The organism is Paraliobacillus sp. X-1268 (assembly GCF_003426095.1).
In the GTDB taxonomy this organism is placed as follows: domain Bacteria; phylum Bacillota; class Bacilli; order Bacillales; family Amphibacillaceae; genus Paraliobacillus_A; species Paraliobacillus_A zengyii.
The window spans coordinates 209,317-225,882 of the sequence record NZ_QJSK01000001.1 but is presented as its reverse complement, the minus strand read 5'-3'; the positions used below and the strand labels follow the sequence as shown (position 1 = coordinate 225,882).

The window sequence follows — 16,566 nt, the reverse complement described above, 5'->3', positions numbered from 1 at the left end:
AACAAATCATCTTAATCGGGTTTCATATATAGCTAATAAGCTTTTTATCTCATCATTACCTGAATGATGAGAAGAAATATAATTCATAGCTTGATGCCCGATAGCTTGCCTTAAAGTTACATTATTCATTATTTTCTCTGCATAATCAAGAAATTGGTTTTGCGAGTCATATATAAATCCAGTTTCCTCGTTCATTATAATACTCGCATTACCCTCATTATTTGCTACTAAAACAGGTAAACCATATCCCATTGCTTCTAAAATGGCTGAAGACTGTCCTTCGGAAATAGACGTATTTAAAATGCAATCCGCTTCCTCGTATATGGTCCCCATTTGATCATGCGGAACTTGTCCAAGATAACTTACCCATTCTTTATTCTCTTCGACCAAACGTTTCACTTTATTACCTTCTGATTCTTCAAGTATAGGTCCTACTAACCAAAGCCGAATTTGATTATCTTTTTCGCGTAGTAACTGAAGCATCTTAATTGCTGCTGGTACATCTTTTATCTTTCTAATACCGGCTGGTAAAACAAACAAAAATGAGCCATCTGGTTTTTTGTGCGGAAAACTTGTACTAATAAACTCACTTGTTCCTTGAGGAATCATAAACAATTTGTCTTTTACATCTGGAATTTCTTTCTCAATTGTTTTTTTACCTTCCTCATTAAATACATGAATCGCTTTTGCTTCACGAAGGCAAGTTATTACATCTTGGCGCGTGTCTTCATCATATAAATTATGATTTAGATCCGTACCAGTTATCGTAATCATGTATGCTTTTGGTTTAGTATCCAATTGTTGCATAAAAGTGTAGAAACGATAGGCATGAAAACCATGAACAATATCCGCTTCAGGTAAACTATACTTTTGAGGCTTTTCTGTTGTTGAAATAATCTCCGTAGTTATACCGTTTTTTTCTAATCCATCCGCAATCCGTTGCACCGTTATCGTATTTCCACGTGGCTGATGAAAATTAGGTGTTGCTAATAAAACTTTCATATTATTCATCCTTTAGTCGACTTGTTTAGTTTAAATATACTGTTTAAAGGTGATGGCACGGATTTGAAATGCCTCTACATTACTATGTAACAATATATTCCTTAGTATTGCTTATTCCATTATATAAATGCTTAAACTTAATTACAATTAATTCATTCTATATACAAAAGTAAATTTACGCAAAATCAACAAGTACATTCGCTCCATTCTTGCATAGGATAATGTGATAAACAGAAGGGATTGAAAAGAATGTACTATGTTCCTTATATGTATCCTGGTCAACATCCTCATTATAGGCATGCTCCAATGTATAATTATGGCGGACAGTTTGTTCAGTTAGATTTTTCTAATCAGTCAAATCATTGGGGTGGAATTGATAATCTACGATACTCAAACATTGAGGCAAATAGGCTGTTAAAAGATTATGGACCTGAACCCTTTGTCATTAATATCAATGAAGCAACTAAGAAAAACAATACATTTCGCACTGCTTTATGGACAGGAAGCCATCTTCAGGTGACGTTGATGAATCTGGAAGTTGGTGAAGATATTGGTTTAGAAATGCACGCAGATGTTGATCAATTCTTACGTATTGAACAAGGCCAAGGAAATGTTCGAATGGGCAACACGAAAAACAATGTAACTTTTGAAGCAACTGTTTATGATGATTCTGCCATCGTTATACCTGCAGGGACGTGGCACAATCTCATTAATACAGGTACTATTCCACTAAAACTGTATTCTATATATGCCCCACCAAATCACCCATTTGGCACTGTTCATCCAACCAAAAGAGATGCAATGACTGCAGAAGAAGGAAACAGTTAAAAGGAGAGAAATGATAGGATAGTAGGAAAAGACCAAACCGCATAACGATTTGGTCTTTTCCTATTTATAAGCTAACGGTTTTAACTGATTGACGTATTATAAAGATCTATTAGTTAAGGGGAATATTATAATAAATCACTTGATAATTATGTTAGTTTGGCGGAATTGTGTGGGAATCGAACCCACCGAGCCTGACACGCAGGCCCCTCAGGGTTTTGAAGACCCAGGAGGACACCAGTCACCCATCCAACCCCATAATATACTTAATATTACTGTTCTCTACTGAAGCCAATAATAAGCCTCACTTGAACTGACTAATTTACATTATACTTATTTTCATACAAATGGACAAGAAATTAAAACTTTAAATGGGAAAGGTATATTTCGCTTGATCAAAGTAAAAGAACGGTCCTCAGTTAAATTGAATTTTATGGTAAAATAAAATTATAGTTAGAAGAAATTCCATAAGTGTATAAGGTACATTTAAATTAAGTATTTATTTGGTATCAAAAGAAAAGAAAGTGCAATGTCAATGCGTATGATAAAACTTGGAGGTGAAAACTATGGATGCAACATTTTTTCTAAAAAATGCCGTTTTTAATTATAGAGTTGCTGGAGTTATGATTGAAGATGATCACGTACTTATACATAAACAAGTAAAGGAAAAGCATTGGGCTTTGCCAGGTGGAAGAGTAAAAGTTTTAGAGGACTCGCAGACAAGTATCAAAAGAGAGATTAAAGAGGAATTGGGATTTGATGTATCGGTGGATAATCTGCTTTGGATTACGGAGAATTTCTTTGCGTACAATAATCAAAACTATCATGAAATAGGATTATATTATCGTATTTCTTCAGCAGCTTTCTCATCCAGTTTTACAAAAGAGGAATTTTATGGTGAAGAAGGGGAAAGATTAATTTATAAATGGACACCTATTAGTGAAATTGATGGTATTAATCTATATCCTGAATTTTTAAAAGATGGACTTAAGGAGATACCTTCTACACCGAAACATCTTATTCTTAAACATTATAAAATGTAGAATTTCTGATTAAAATGAAAGATGATATAGAATCTAAGGATTTGGAGATTGACTTGAAAGGAAATGTAGTTGAGATAAATGATAAGTTTCCTTTTGAAGTAGGTGGTTCATTAAAGATTTTAATGTATTATGCTTGATTCACCTGTAAACTATGATTAAAGTAGGGTTATATAGATCATATGAAAGCAGGTTTAAAAATGGAAGAGTCATATTATACAATTGGCATGGCTGGACATATTGACCATGGCAAAACAACCCTAACAAAAGCATTAACAAACGTCGATACAGATCGATTAAAAGAAGAAAAAGAACGTGGCATCTCCATTACTTTAGGATATGCCCCGATACATACACAAGACGGCACTCACGTTTCAATCGTTGATGTACCAGGGCATGAACGGTTTATCCGTCAAATGATTGCAGGAGTGGCTGGTATTGATCTCGTCGTGCTTGTGATTGCAGCAGACGAAGGAGTAATGCCGCAAACAAAGGAACATATAGAAATATTAGAATTTCTAGGTGTAGAACATGCAATTATTGCCGTGACAAAGATCGATCGTGTCGAAGCGGATATGTTAGAGCTTGTAAGCTTAGATATTGCCGAGAATCTCGAAGGAACTACTTTTGAACAGGCAGCTGTATTTTATGTTGATAGTCTCTCAGGTAAGGGCATTGATCAATTAAAAGAAACAATATTTACTCAGGTAAATACAATACAGAATAGAGACCGTTATGGTTCTTTTCGAATGCCAATTGATCAGGTTTTTACTGTTCAGGGACAAGGGACGATAATAAGAGGTACAATCTATGAAGGTATTGTTAAACAAGCAAGCCAATTAACTGTATTACCATCGAGAAAAAAAGTGCGTGCGCGAAATATTCAGGTACATAACAATGATGTAATAGAAGCAAAGGCTGGTCAACGAACAGCGATTAATCTCACTGGATTAGACCGTGAAGAGATCCAACGTGGGGATGTTTTAGTAACTTCTGAGCATTTTATTGTCACAAAGACGATCGATGTCTCGATTCGATTTGTAAAAGCTATTAGGTACACATTAAAACAACGTGCTCCTGTAAAGGTTCATATTGGTACTTCCGAAGTTATCGGTAAGATTGTCTTTTTTGATCGCAATGAGCTAACAGAAGCAACAGAGGAAGTTCTCTGTCAAATTCGATTAGATAATGAAGTAGTTGCTCGCAGGGGTGATCGTTTTATTATAAGAAGGCCAACACCTGTTGAAACGATAGGTGGTGGTTGGGTGATTGATCCAATAGGTGAGAAATATCTTTTTGGTCACGAAACAATCGAGATGTTAGAGAAAAAGAAACAAGGTTCACCAGAGGATTTAATCGTCGATGCCCTTTCTCATGAAGGATTGCTGTCACTTGACCAACTTATTCAAATGACGTCTCTAGATAAAGAAGTAGTCACGAAACTAGTAGAAAGTGATTTATTCATTAGCTTACCTAGTAACAAGTATGCACGAAAAAAAGACATCGAAATAATAAAAGATATGTTGGTAACCGAATTGAACCACTATCATCAGGATTTTACAATGCGTATAGGTATGAATAAAGCAGAATTGATTCAATTGGTACAAGCTAACTTTTCTAAGCAACTTATCGTATTCACACTGGAGCAAGCAATAACAGAGGATTTAATAAAAAAAGAGAGTCAATTTATTGCTTTAAAGAGTTTTTCACCACACCTTCCAAAAAAATGGTCCAAAAGGATGGTAGAAATTATTGAGACAGTTGCTGGAGATGGTCTTTCTGTACAAAAGTGGGAAGACTATTTTATAGACACGCCATTTTCACAAAAGGTCGTAGACGAATTAAAGAACTATTTACTTCAAACAGGACAAGCCTATCCGCTAACAGAGGATTTGCTTGTTGATAAAGAAGCATTTGATCAAGCTGTTCATACGTTACGACAACAAACAGAAAATACTTTTGATTTGAAAGAGGCTAAAGAAATCTGGAACGTTTCGCGTAAATACCTTATTCCACTGCTTGAACTATTAGATCGATTGGAGCATACGAAAAGAGATGAAACAAAGCGATCTTGGCTTTAATAGGGTCGAGCACATTTTTTTAGTTTCCATATGATCAAGGATATAATAAAAGAATAGATAATTTTAAAAAGGAGGAAGTATCAAATGAAGTATAATCTAGTTGTAGAATTTTGTATGCAGTGAAACTACGCACCTAAAGCCGCAAGTTTTGCGGAACAGTTATTTACCCATTATCGCAGTGCAATTACATCATTAGAATTAATCCCAAGCTCTGGTGGAGCATTTGAGATTAGCGTGAATGGGGACAAGATTTATTCGAAACGAGAGACAGGCGAATATCCTGATCTAGCACTTATTATCAAAGAAATAGACAAACACTAACAAAAAGCTACTGCTGATTCACATCGTCAGTAGCTTTAACTATCTAATGAAGACATTTCCACTTATACTAAACTAATAGATTGTGTTCCATGAGGAGGAATGAAGATGAAGCATTTAGTAAGGGAATTGCCACCTGTGCATGCTTTCAAAAAAAGTGATCAATTCACAAATCTTATCGAAACAACAGGTTTAACTGAATCACGGGTTATAACAATCATCCAGCATGTAATAAGTGAATTGCGCGAGCAGCTTCTTACTGGAACTTCACCGATTGAGAACCCTTCACAAGAAACCTTTTTTAACTACATCATTATGCGGACAGAAGAAAGTGTACAAAAGCGACAACAAGATTCCCTAAGACCTGTTATTAATGGCACGGGTACGGTTTTACATACGAATTTAGGACGAGCTCGTTTGAGTAATGATGCGATTGAGCATGTGCGTGCTGTTGCGGGAAGTTACTCAAACTTAGAGTACAACATAGAAGAGGGAAAACGCGGTTCACGACATGCTATATTGGAAGAATTACTGGTGGAAGTCACTGGTGCAGAAGCCGCGATGGTTGTGAATAATAACGCCGCAGCGGTTTATCTGATTTTACGGGCATTAGCTAAAGATAAAGAAGTCATTGTTTCAAGAGGGCAACTTGTTGAGATTGGTGGATCATTTCGAATTTCTTCTATTATGGAAGAAAGCGGAGCTAATCTTGTTGAAGTTGGTACAACAAATAAGACACACTTGTATGATTATGCCAATGCAATCGGAGAGCAAACCGGTATGTTATTAAAAGTACATACAAGTAATTTTAAAATGATTGGTTTTACGGAGTCGGTTCGAACAGAGGAGTTAGTGGAACTAAAGAATCAACAGGATGATTTGATTTTTTATGAAGATTTGGGAAGCGGATCTATTTATGACTTTAGAAATGACGGTATTGGTGACGAGCCAGTGGTGAAAGAAGTCATTCAATCTGGTGTTGATCTTGTTTCTTTTAGCGGTGATAAATTACTTGGAGGACCGCAGGCAGGTATTATTGTTGGGAAAAAGGAGCTGATTAATCGACTGAAGAAGCATCAACTAGCAAGAGTGCTACGTGTTGACAAAATGACTTTCGCAGGATTAGAAAAAACAATTCGTGCTTATTTAACAAGTGAAGAAGCTATACGTAAACTCCCTACAGTAAGAGATATTACAAAACCCTTAGACGAGATTGAACAACAAGCAAATATGTTCATAAAAGCGCTAAAAGAAGTCGCTACAGCTTATACATGTTCTATAAAAGATTCCACCTCACAAATCGGTGGAGGAACCATGCCTGATGTCGAACTTCCAACCTATGTGGTTTCAATTACGCACGCAACAGATACTGCCAATGATTTAGCAGAAAAACTAAGAAGCGGCAAACCCGCAATTATCACGCGGATTCAAGAGGAAGCTGTCTTATTAGATTTCCGGACGATTGCACTAGAAGAAATCGATATGCTTATACAAGTATTTATTGAATTAGAAAGGTGAAAATAGGAGAGGAGACTTTTAATATGAGCGAATTAACTGTAACACAGCCTTTTTCATTAAAAAACGGGGCGATTACATTTAAAAATCGCATTGTGAAGTCCGCAATGAGCGAAGGCCTTTCTACAAGAGATCACCTTCCCACAGACAATATTATTCGCTTATATGAGACATGGGCACAAGGTGGTGCTGGACTTGTGATCACAGGAAACGTCATGATAAACAACACAGCACTTGGAGAACCCAAAAATATTGTATTAGATAATGATAATAATCTAGGAAAATTTAAAAACTGGGCAAAAGCGGGGACGAAAAATAATACCCATTTATGGATGCAAATTAATCATCCAGGAAAACAGGTTATAAAAGGGGTAACCTCTGAAGCCTTGGCACCATCTGCAATCCCTTTTGAACCAAAATTCCAGCGTTTCTTTCCAATGTGTCGAGCGCTAACTGAAGAAGAAATTAATGACCTCATTCAACAATTTGCTAACACAGCGAAACTGGCTAAAAGTGCTGGATTTACTGGTGTGCAAATTCATGCCGCACATGGTTATCTAATCAGTCAATTTCTTTCTCCAAGACACAACCAAAGAAGCGATAAGTGGGGTGGCAAAGTAGAAAACCGCTTCCGTTTCTTGTCAGAAATCTATCAAGCTATGCGTTTAGAGGTAGGGAATGATTTTCCGATTGGGGTTAAAATTAACAGCTCTGATTTTATGAAAGCTGGTTTTTCTGAAGAAGAGTCACAATTTGTGATCACAAAGTTAGATCAACTCGGTGTTGACCTAATTGAAATATCTGGTGGTACGTATGAAAGGCCAGAAATGACTGGTAATCACGTAAAAGAATCAACAATTAAACGAGAAGCCTATTTCTTAGAGTATGCAGAAAAGCTAAAAGAAAAAACAGGGGTACCACTTATTTTAACAGGTGGATTTAGAACACGCATAGGAATGGACGAAGCATTGCGGTCAGGAGCAACTGATTTAATAGGATTAGCAAGACCATTAGCTATAGATCCAGACTATGCAAATCAAATATTACTTGATAAAAGTACAAAAGTTAACGTGAAGCCGATCAAAACAGGTTTTTCGTTTATAGACAATAAAGGACTAATGGAATTGACTTGGTACGCCCAGCAACTAAATAGAATTGGCAATGGAAAAGAACCAAAGCAAAATTTTTCACCAATACTTTCTCTATTTCTTACCATATTCAAAAATGGAAATGATGTTTTTAAAAAAAGAAGAGTTTAATTACTATCAAAAAAAATGCAAGAGCCAGTTATTAGTTACTGGCCTTGCATTTTTTATTTATCGTTCCAAGATCATAGAAACGCCAATTCCGCCACCTACACAAAGAGAGCCTAGACCCAAATGGGCGTTTGTCTTTTGCATTTCATGAAGTAACGTTACTAGAATTCTTGCACCAGATGCACCAATTGGATGACCCAATGCAATTGCACCACCATTAACATTTACTTTCTCGGTATCAATCTTTAAATCTCTTAATACTGCAATACTTTGTGAAGCAAAGGCCTCATTCAATTCAAACAAATCGATCTCATCTAAACTAATTTCTGTTTTCTCCATTAGCTTCTTAATAGAGTAATATGGTGCATATCCCATTAATGCAGGATCTGTTCCAACTTCTGCATATCCTTTAATCGTTGCTAAATAGGGAATATTTCTTTCTTCTGCAGTCGACTTCTTCATCAGTACAAGTGTTGCTGCACAATCGTTAATACCAGATGCATTACCAGCCGTGACCGTACCATCTTGAATAAACGGTGTTTTCAGTTTTTGCAAATCTTCTATTTTTAAATTTTTACGGACATGTTCATCTGCAGAAAATAAATATTCTTCTCCAGTATCATCTTTTACGGTGACTGGGATGATCTCATCATCAAATCTACCATTTTCAATAGCCTTTTGCGCTTTTTGTTGCGAGCTTAAAGCAAATGCATCTTGCTCCTCACGAGATACAACTAGCTTCTCTGCTACATTCTCAGCTGTTACTCCCATATGGGTTTGGTTAAATGCATCTGTTAGACCGTCATGTATCATGCTATCTTTCAAGTTTGACTCATCCATAGCTTTATCCCAGCGATAATTTGGTAATAGGTGGGGAGCTTGTGTCATATTTTCTGTACCACCTACGACAACGATATCCGCATCACCTAGTTTAATAGCTTGACTGCCAAGAATAACAGACTTTAAACCGGAACCACATACTTCATTAATTGTCATAGCAGTTGCTTCATAAGGTATTCCAGCATTTACAGCAATTTGGCGTGCCGGATTTTGACCTGATCCAGCTTGCAAAACATTTCCAAAAATGACCGAATCAACATCTTTTGGCGTAATATGTGCACGACGAATGGCTTCTTTAACCGTTAGTTCGCCTAATTTTTCTGCAGATATATTTTTTAAACTCCCTTTGAATTTACCGATAGGGGTACGAACCGCGCTAACAATTACAACATCTTCCATATTTTCATGCACTCCTTCATAGAAATATATAACAACTTGAATCCGAAAGGTAGAATATTTCATTGACTTTAATTACTTCTCATTAAGATAATAAGGTTTTGCTACTGACTTTTATTCAATTACTAGATTTTGTAAAGAGAAAAAATTGGTGTAAATTACTTGAAGATAAAAAAGAGATAGGGTATCCTCAGAATTAACAACGAAATGAATCAAGAAGGATATCCTATCTTTGTTTACTAGTATAAAACAAGAAGTATTGTAAAATCAACTAGACCAACTGAAACATTAAAAAGAAAATGATAGGGTTTTCTTCAAGCATTATTCGGTGTTATACTTAGGTAAGATTTCTGACATAGTAGAAGCAAGTAGAAATGGAGATTTATCATTAAATTAAAAAGGATTGTGAACTATTTTGAAAATAGGAATTGATAAAATTGGTTTTTATACACCACATATGTATGTTGATATTAAGGAATTGGCTATTGCTCGAAATGTAGAACCAGAGAAATTCACTATTGGAATTGGACAAGAGAAAATGGCCGTTCCACCTATTACTCAGGACGCCGTTTCTTTAGCTGCTAATGCAGCCTTAGAAATATTAACGGAAGAAGATAAAAAAACAATTGATTATGTTATTTTTGCAACAGAATCAGGAATTGATCATTCGAAAGCAGCCTCTATTTATATTCATGAATTATTAGATTTAAACCCAAATGCTCGCTCAATCGAAGTGAAACAGGCTTGTTACGGGGCAACAGCAGGTATTCAAATTGCAAAAGGTCATATTGCATTAAATCCTGAAAGTAAAGTACTTGTTCTAGGATCTGATATAGCACGTTATGGCTTACATACAACTGGTGAAGTTACCCAGGGAGCGGGAGCAGTTGCCATATTGGTGAGTAAAGATCCAAAAATTATGACAATAGAGAGCCCGAGTGCTTACCAAACTGAACAGGTAATGGATTTCTGGCGTCCTATTTATTCAGATACTGCTTATGTTCAAGGTAAACTTTCTGTTGACCAATACTTAAACTTTTTCCAACGTGTTTGGAAAGAACACAAAGAAAAGACAGGGTTTGAATTAAAAGATTTTAACTCAATCTTTTTCCACTTACCATATACAAAAATGGGCTTAAAAGCACTAAGAACTGTTATTGATGAGGGGACAGAGGCGGATAAGGATCGTTTATTAGCTAATTTTGAAATTAGTAAGCGATATAATACTATTGTAGGTAATATTTATACAGGAGCCCTTTATCTAAGCTTACTATCCTTACTTGAATTAAATGATACCATTGAGCCAGGATCTAGAATAGGATTATTCAGCTATGGATCTGGTGCAGTGGGCGAATTCTTCTCAGGAATATTACAACCAAATTATCGCGAAGCCTTATTTTCAGATCAACATGCGAAATTATTAGCAGATAGAAAAGAAATTAGTGTTTCAGCTTATGAAGAGGTATTCCAAGATACATTACCAGTTGGTATTGATAACATTACTTTACCAATCGAGAAAGATCCAGCTTCGATCTGCTTCTCAGGCATAAAAGATCATATGCGCCAATATGTAAACAAAAACAAATAGGCCAAAAATCCGTTAAGCACAGCTGCTTAACGGATTTTTTTAATGATTATTATGTATTACATTATACAAGTGGATGGCATTAGAGATTATCGGTATTAATTCTTGGATACTCTGGTTCAACCGCTGCTAAAACACGTGCATTATTATTATGTCGTTCATTTTTTGATTCTTGATCACAATCTCCGTCAGCTATCGGAATAGTATTGTATTGACTCTCTCTCTTTCCTTTTGTTTCCTTATTATTTTTGTTATGCATTTTATCACCTCCACCATAGTATATCTAGGAATAACAGCACTATACATGTTCCTAAGTTGGCAGGTAGTTTTCAAAATAATCAACAGAAGGATCAGTCTAAGTTAAAGTGATAGACTGATCCTTTTTAAAATATAAAATTGTAAAACAAGTGTGAGGTTATGGGTATTATTAATTAGTTTTTTAGTCGATTCAATATATCTTTAGCTGTTGCCAAGTTCATATTCTTTCTCTGTTTCAATTCTTCTGTAACGATATCAATTTGTTCACCCTTAGCCCCCGCACTAATAGCAAGCGATTTCGCATGAAGTCCCATATGTCCTTTTTGAATACCTTCGGTTACAAGTGCCTTAAGAGCAGAAAAATTTTGCGCTAAGCCAACAGAAACAATAATCGATTCCAATTCTTTTGCTGTCGGATTTCCTAAAAGTTGCTTCGTGAATTGAGCTGTAGGATGGATGTTAATAGAACCTCCAACAGAACCTACTGGTAAAGGAATTGTCATTGAGCCAACTAAATCACCGTTTTGTGCTTTAGACCATGTAGAGAGGGAACGATACTGGCCACTCCGTGCTGCATAAGCATGTACGCCTGCTTCAATAGCTCGAAAATCATTTCCTGATGCAAGAACTACCGAGTCAATACCGTTCATAATTCCTTTATTATGTGTGACAGCTCTATATGGATCAACAGTAGCAAATTGACAAGCTTCGATGATCCTATCACGAACTACCTCACCTGAAAAAGCACCTTTTTCTAATAATGTAACTGGAATATGACAAGTTGCAGTTGCTAAACATTCTGTCGCATAGTTTGAGAGTATGCCCATTATGGCAGTTCCACCTGTCAAGTTTTCTACATATGGCTTAATAGCTTCAACCATTGTATTGATAATATTGGCTCCCATTGCTTCTAATGTTTGAACGTGGATATGAATTACAAAAAAAGAAGGCGAATCATACTGATCATCTGCTTCAATCTGTCTGGTTACAACAGAACGAGCACCACCGCCTCGCTTCACAATAGAAGGATGGGCTTGATTTGCTTTTTCTATGATCTGATCTACATGCTGAAAAATATTTTGTTCAGCTTGATTCATATTAGAAACGTTCGTTAAAGCAATCTGACCTATCATAGTTCGTTCTTGTATAGTTGTCTCAAAACCACCTGATTGGCTGATAATTTTTGCTGCAGAACTAGCGGCAGCAATAACGGATGGTTCCTCAACGGCCATCGGGACAATGTATTCCTTTTGATCAATTAAAAAGTTAAGTGCAAGCCCAAGTGGTAATTCGTATGTAGTAATTTGGTTTTCAATCATATGATTCGCAATTTCATCTGGTAATTCTAATTTACGCTTTAAGTCTACTGCATCTTCATCAGTTAGAATCTCAGCTGAAATCAATGCTTTGATTCGTTCTTCATGCGTCTTCTGATAAAATTTATTTAAAAAGTGCTTTTTCATTTGTTGGCCTCCTGTGATCATAACAGTTCATTCTAATTTTAATTTATCACAGAAATGCTTGAGATCAAAGAGATGTATGCGTTTGTGTGAAATTCTGAAAAAAAACAAGTTATTTTAGTCGATGGAAAACATATGAAATCTACAGTTAGTTGTCATTATATGTTAAAATATGTATAGATGTTTTATGCATTTAGTTAAAAATTACTAACCTATTAATTGAGTTAGGGGGAAGTGCTGTGGAGAGAACCTATAATTTATGGTCATTTTATTTAATATTATTATGTATTGGTTTGTCTCTCTACTCACTATATTCTAATATCAGCAACGCTTGGAGAATTGCACCATCAAATTATGTACTTCTTTTAGTTAGTATCATTGCATTTATTTTTGGAGTTATAGGATTCAAAGATAACAGGCACTGGAAGAGTAAAACAAGAAGTTGGTTGACTCTAATTTTATCTATATTGTTTTCGTTAGCTATTTTCTATGTGATATTATTATCGTCACTTTTATCTTCAATGGGAGTAAATGAACAGATTAAAACAGTTAGTTCTCCCGATGAGAATTACACCATTGATTTTTATTTTTATGATGCAGGAGCATCAGGATCATTCGGAATAAGAGGCGAACTAAACGGACCATTATGGTTTAAAAAAAGAATTTTCCTTCAAAGCGGAACAGAAGAAGTAACTGTTAAATGGGAAAGCAATAAGATAGTGGTAATTAATGATCAGACGCTAGATTTAGATAAAGGAGATACTTTTCGTTATTAGAACTTTTTAATTTAGTGACATGAATTATAAAGAAGGAGAATATGAATGGACCAAATAACATTTGAAGATATATACACACTTGGAAAAATCGTAACCGAAAATGCTCATTATAAACACTATCATTATGCATAGATGTTAATCAGGTATGATAGTAATTTCATTGAATTTAAAAATTCACCTTCTTTAAGTAAATTTTAAGAGGCAGAAAAATACTTAAGGGAATTTCACCTGAGACAAGGCCAAAAACATGTAAAATTTCATTTTCCTGCTAATACAAAGCCTACCGCAGAACTCCTTGCACAACTGAATGATATGGGTTATGAAATAGGGTCTCTAGAACTATATACTATTCAACCGAAGCACTTTCCTTCTTTGAGAAACAACACAGATATAGATATTCAAGTAGTGACAGGTGAAAATTTAGAAGTTCTTCTTCATCTACAATATCAGTTTGACCTTAACTTTGGAAGTGAGTTTGCAAAACAAAAAGCTGATCTTATAAAACGTCAATTTGAAGAGGAACATATTCATCAAGTTTTAGCTTTTTATAAAGGAGCTCCAGCAGGTTGTGTAGATGTTATTATTTCTAATGAAACAACAGAAATCGATAATCTTACTGTTGTCGAATCGTTTCGGAATAGAGGAATAGGCAGCAGATTACAAGAATTTGTAATGAAGACATTCCCTGATAAGACTGTCATATTAGTGGCTGACGGTGAAGATACGCCTAAAGAAATGTACTTAAAACAAAACTATAAGTATCGTGATTTTAAATATGAAGCACAAAAAATATATCAAGATTAGATTTTAATGAATTTTATAAGAAACCAGGAATTTTGCCACATTTGTCGAAAAGGTAACTAATGAACACCAAATTACTTTAAAAAGAAAGCGAGGCTTATATGAAAAAACTATATATTAAGCAAAAAGTTTTTAGTTTGGGTGGTAATTTCACTGTTAAGGACGAATTTGAACAAGATAAGTATGTGATAAAAGGAAGTTTCCTTTCCATTCCAAAAACTTTTACTATCAAAGATACCTCTGAAAATGAAATTGGTACAATAACAAAGAAGGTATTTAGTCTAATGCCGAAATTTTTCGTTCAGGTTGATGGAAAAGATGTTGTTACTATTAAAAAGGAATTTTCTTTTTTAAAATCACGCTATCAAATTGAAGGGCAAGATATTTCAGTACGTGGTGACTGGTGGGACAAAAAATTTGATATAGTGAGCAATGGCGAAATAGTAGGCCAAGTTACCGAAAAATGGTTATCATGGGGCGACACCTATGAGGTAAACGTTAACGACGAATCACTAGAACATATAATTATTTCATTAGTTATAGCGATTGACTTTGTCAAACAAGAAGAAAGCACCGTAGCAACAAATGCGGGTAATTAATTACAACAGAGGGGGCAGAAGAAGATGCTGTTAGCACTATATAATGTAGATAAACAGTTACATACAATAGATGAAACGGTCCCTAGCTTGACACCATATTTATTAAAACAACAGAATCCAACACCAGTTATAATTGTATGCCCAGGTGGTGGGTATACACATCGTGCAGAACACGAGGGAACACCTATTGCAGAATGGCTCAATGAAATTGGAATAGCAGCAGTAGTATTACATTACAGAATAGCTCCTCATCAACAACCGACTCCGTTAAATGACGCTAAACGAGCTATTCGCACTGTTAGACATCATGCTAGCGAATGGAATATAGACCCAGATCGAGTCGGTATATTAGGTTTTTCTGCAGGCGGGCATTTGGCAGCTTCCGCTGGTATTCATTACGATGAGGGTAATCCTGAGGCGACTGATGCCATTGAACATCAAAGCAGTCGTCCTAATCTAATGGTACTATGTTACCCTGTTATTTCGATGGGTGAATTTACGCATGAAGGCAGTAAGCAGGCTTTACTTGGCGAACAACCTAATTCTTCTTTAGTGGAACTTATGTCTTTGGAATACCATGTTACAATTGACACACCACCTGCTTTTTTATGGCATACAGTAGATGATGGCGCCGTTCCAGTAGAGAACAGTCTACAGTTTGCTAGTGCTTTAAGTAGAAAAAAAGTTCCTTATGCGTTGCATGTTTTTGAAAGTGGCCGACATGGACTTGGACTTGCGAATGATCTGAAAGATGTCAGCTGGTGGACATCTGTTTGTGAAATGTGGCTAAGAAAAAGGGGATTTTAAAACACAAGTAAAAAGTAAACATAATCTGAATTTCTGTATATTTTAATATAAATGTTAATCTGAGTTTTCTAGGGAGTGACGTTATTTATGTCTACTCCCTAGTTTTCTCACTATTTTCGTCATCCAATAAGCACTAATCGCTATAACCAAATCAACAAGTAACAGATAAAATGAATTCATTCCTTTATCAAATTTTAATAATCCTACCTTATCTTCAATAATTGCTAATCCAAACGCAAAAAGAATACTTAATAGTAAGATGTATAAATAAAAACTCTTCTTATTATTCGTACAATACTGGTATATAAGTAAAAAAGCTACTGGTAGTGCGGAAGCAGTCATGCTGTGCATAGGGGATAAACGGTGTAAGAAAATAGGTGTGAACGAAAAAACCGTGACGCGATAATATAATTTCTGCGTATGTCCAGAGCATATGTACTGTATAACCAAAGAAAAAAACTTCAAAAATTCGTTTGCGATCCACTTTAAAATAAAGAAGAACCAAGGGTGATAAAAAGAAAAGAACAACTATCCAGAATTGCCATGTTCCAAAGCTTGAATAGGCATGCCAATACGAACGGAAAAGTTCATTTAACGCTTCGTTCTTATCATATATATTCTCCCAGTACGTTTGATAGTCCATGAAGAGCCCTCCTATAGTAGCAATAGTATTTTTCTTATTTTGTGACGTTAAATGTAATCTATACCGAAAAGAATTAAACCGTAGTGTAATTTAACTGCGTTCTTTAGCTTAAAAATATACAATAGCCTTTTCGGTCGAAATATGTTGAATTATAATTAAAAATAAGCTATTCTTAAAACAATACTAAAGTACTAATAAAAGGTGTTACTAAATAGAATATCACGAAAAAGGCAAACTATTTGAAAGAATAGGACGCAAAGTCATGGGTCTAAGGTATGGATTTATCTTCATTACTATTGATCGCCAGACCACCAAATTACATTTACAGTTATTTTGGCTATACATTGATTTGTGATAGCTTTTT

Annotated in this window: 15 protein-coding genes, 1 tRNA gene, 2 pseudogenes and 1 riboswitch; of the genes and pseudogenes, 12 read left to right on the top strand and 6 right to left on the bottom strand. The window is 35.3% G+C overall.

What is annotated here, in order from left to right:
• Positions 1 to 6: 6 nt before the first annotated feature.
• Positions 7 to 1,002, bottom strand: a complete 996-nt coding sequence (locus tag D2K62_RS01220; RefSeq protein ID WP_198671265.1) for a glycosyltransferase family 4 protein — start codon at positions 1,000 to 1,002, stop codon at positions 7 to 9.
• A gap of 249 nt (positions 1,003 to 1,251) precedes the next feature.
• Here D2K62_RS01220 and D2K62_RS01215 point away from each other — a divergent pair, with 249 nt between their 5' ends.
• On the top strand, positions 1,252 to 1,830 hold the full coding sequence (locus D2K62_RS01215; RefSeq protein WP_112181082.1) for a cupin domain-containing protein: 579 nt from the start codon (positions 1,252 to 1,254) through the stop codon (positions 1,828 to 1,830).
• A gap of 157 nt (positions 1,831 to 1,987) precedes the next feature.
• Here the strand turns inward: D2K62_RS01215 and D2K62_RS18670 are convergent.
• Positions 1,988 to 2,084 (bottom strand) — tRNA-Sec (locus tag D2K62_RS18670).
• Between the two features lie 309 nt (positions 2,085 to 2,393).
• On the opposite strand from D2K62_RS18670, the gene D2K62_RS01210 reads away from it, so the two are divergent.
• From D2K62_RS01210 to D2K62_RS01190, 5 genes and pseudogenes are all read left to right on the top strand, one after another.
• The gene (locus tag D2K62_RS01210) at positions 2,394 to 2,870 is read left to right on the top strand and encodes an NUDIX hydrolase (protein WP_112181083.1); all 477 of its coding nucleotides are present in this window, start codon (positions 2,394 to 2,396) and stop codon (positions 2,868 to 2,870) included.
• Positions 2,871 to 3,067: 197 nt separating this feature from the next.
• Entirely contained in the window at positions 3,068 to 4,948 is a 1,881-nt protein-coding gene (gene selB / locus D2K62_RS01205) for a selenocysteine-specific translation elongation factor (RefSeq protein ID WP_112182717.1), read from the top strand.
• A 135-nt stretch (positions 4,949 to 5,083) separates the two neighbouring features.
• Positions 5,084 to 5,269, top strand: a pseudogene (locus tag D2K62_RS19355) (Rdx family protein); the annotation flags it as partial.
• 105 nt (positions 5,270 to 5,374) lie between these two features.
• The gene (gene selA / locus D2K62_RS01195) at positions 5,375 to 6,784 is read left to right on the top strand and encodes an L-seryl-tRNA(Sec) selenium transferase (protein ID WP_112181085.1); all 1,410 of its coding nucleotides are present in this window, start codon (positions 5,375 to 5,377) and stop codon (positions 6,782 to 6,784) included.
• Positions 6,785 to 6,807: 23 nt separating this feature from the next.
• Entirely contained in the window at positions 6,808 to 8,040 is a 1,233-nt protein-coding gene (locus D2K62_RS01190; protein WP_112181086.1) for an NADH:flavin oxidoreductase/NADH oxidase family protein, read from the top strand.
• A 57-nt stretch (positions 8,041 to 8,097) separates the two neighbouring features.
• Here the strand turns inward: D2K62_RS01190 and D2K62_RS01185 are convergent, their stop codons facing one another.
• Complete coding sequence (locus D2K62_RS01185; RefSeq protein WP_112181087.1) at positions 8,098 to 9,276, bottom strand: acetyl-CoA C-acetyltransferase; 1,179 nt, start codon at positions 9,274 to 9,276, stop codon at positions 8,098 to 8,100.
• Between the two features lie 412 nt (positions 9,277 to 9,688).
• Between D2K62_RS01185 and D2K62_RS01180 the strand changes: the two genes are divergently transcribed.
• Positions 9,689 to 10,861, top strand: a complete 1,173-nt coding sequence (locus tag D2K62_RS01180; RefSeq protein WP_112181088.1) for a hydroxymethylglutaryl-CoA synthase — start codon at positions 9,689 to 9,691, stop codon at positions 10,859 to 10,861.
• A 79-nt stretch (positions 10,862 to 10,940) separates the two neighbouring features.
• Here D2K62_RS01180 and D2K62_RS18660 read toward each other — a convergent pair whose 3' ends face one another.
• Both D2K62_RS18660 and D2K62_RS01175 read right to left on the bottom strand, forming a co-directional pair.
• Positions 10,941 to 11,117, bottom strand: coding sequence for a hypothetical protein (locus D2K62_RS18660; protein WP_157967309.1), 177 nt, complete (start codon positions 11,115 to 11,117; stop codon positions 10,941 to 10,943).
• Positions 11,118 to 11,289: 172 nt separating this feature from the next.
• Entirely contained in the window at positions 11,290 to 12,579 is a 1,290-nt protein-coding gene (locus D2K62_RS01175; protein WP_112181089.1) for a hydroxymethylglutaryl-CoA reductase, degradative, read from the bottom strand.
• A gap of 236 nt (positions 12,580 to 12,815) precedes the next feature.
• Between D2K62_RS01175 and D2K62_RS01170 the strand changes: the two genes are divergently transcribed.
• From D2K62_RS01170 to D2K62_RS01155, 5 genes and pseudogenes are all read left to right on the top strand, one after another.
• Positions 12,816 to 13,352 carry a DUF5412 family protein gene (locus D2K62_RS01170; protein WP_117148792.1) on the top strand — a complete coding sequence of 179 codons (537 nt, stop codon included), beginning with the start codon at positions 12,816 to 12,818 and terminating at the stop codon, positions 13,350 to 13,352.
• A gap of 213 nt (positions 13,353 to 13,565) precedes the next feature.
• Positions 13,566 to 13,685, top strand: a pseudogene (locus D2K62_RS19230) (DUF5613 domain-containing protein); the annotation flags it as partial.
• A gap of 39 nt (positions 13,686 to 13,724) precedes the next feature.
• Positions 13,725 to 14,156, top strand: coding sequence for a GNAT family N-acetyltransferase (locus tag D2K62_RS19000; RefSeq protein WP_232824036.1), 432 nt, complete (start codon positions 13,725 to 13,727; stop codon positions 14,154 to 14,156).
• A gap of 98 nt (positions 14,157 to 14,254) precedes the next feature.
• Positions 14,255 to 14,752: an LURP-one-related/scramblase family protein gene (locus D2K62_RS01160; protein WP_112181090.1), complete on the top strand. Its 498-nt coding sequence runs from the start codon at positions 14,255 to 14,257 to the stop codon at positions 14,750 to 14,752.
• A 24-nt stretch (positions 14,753 to 14,776) separates the two neighbouring features.
• Positions 14,777 to 15,559: an alpha/beta hydrolase gene (locus D2K62_RS01155; protein WP_117148793.1), complete on the top strand. Its 783-nt coding sequence runs from the start codon at positions 14,777 to 14,779 to the stop codon at positions 15,557 to 15,559.
• 283 nt (positions 15,560 to 15,842) lie between these two features.
• Here the strand turns inward: D2K62_RS01155 and D2K62_RS19350 are convergent, their stop codons facing one another.
• Positions 15,843 to 16,202, bottom strand: coding sequence for a hypothetical protein (locus D2K62_RS19350; protein WP_332871727.1), 360 nt, complete (start codon positions 16,200 to 16,202; stop codon positions 15,843 to 15,845).
• Between the two features lie 219 nt (positions 16,203 to 16,421).
• Positions 16,422 to 16,518, top strand: a riboswitch (cyclic di-GMP riboswitch).
• Positions 16,519 to 16,566 lie beyond the last annotated feature (48 nt).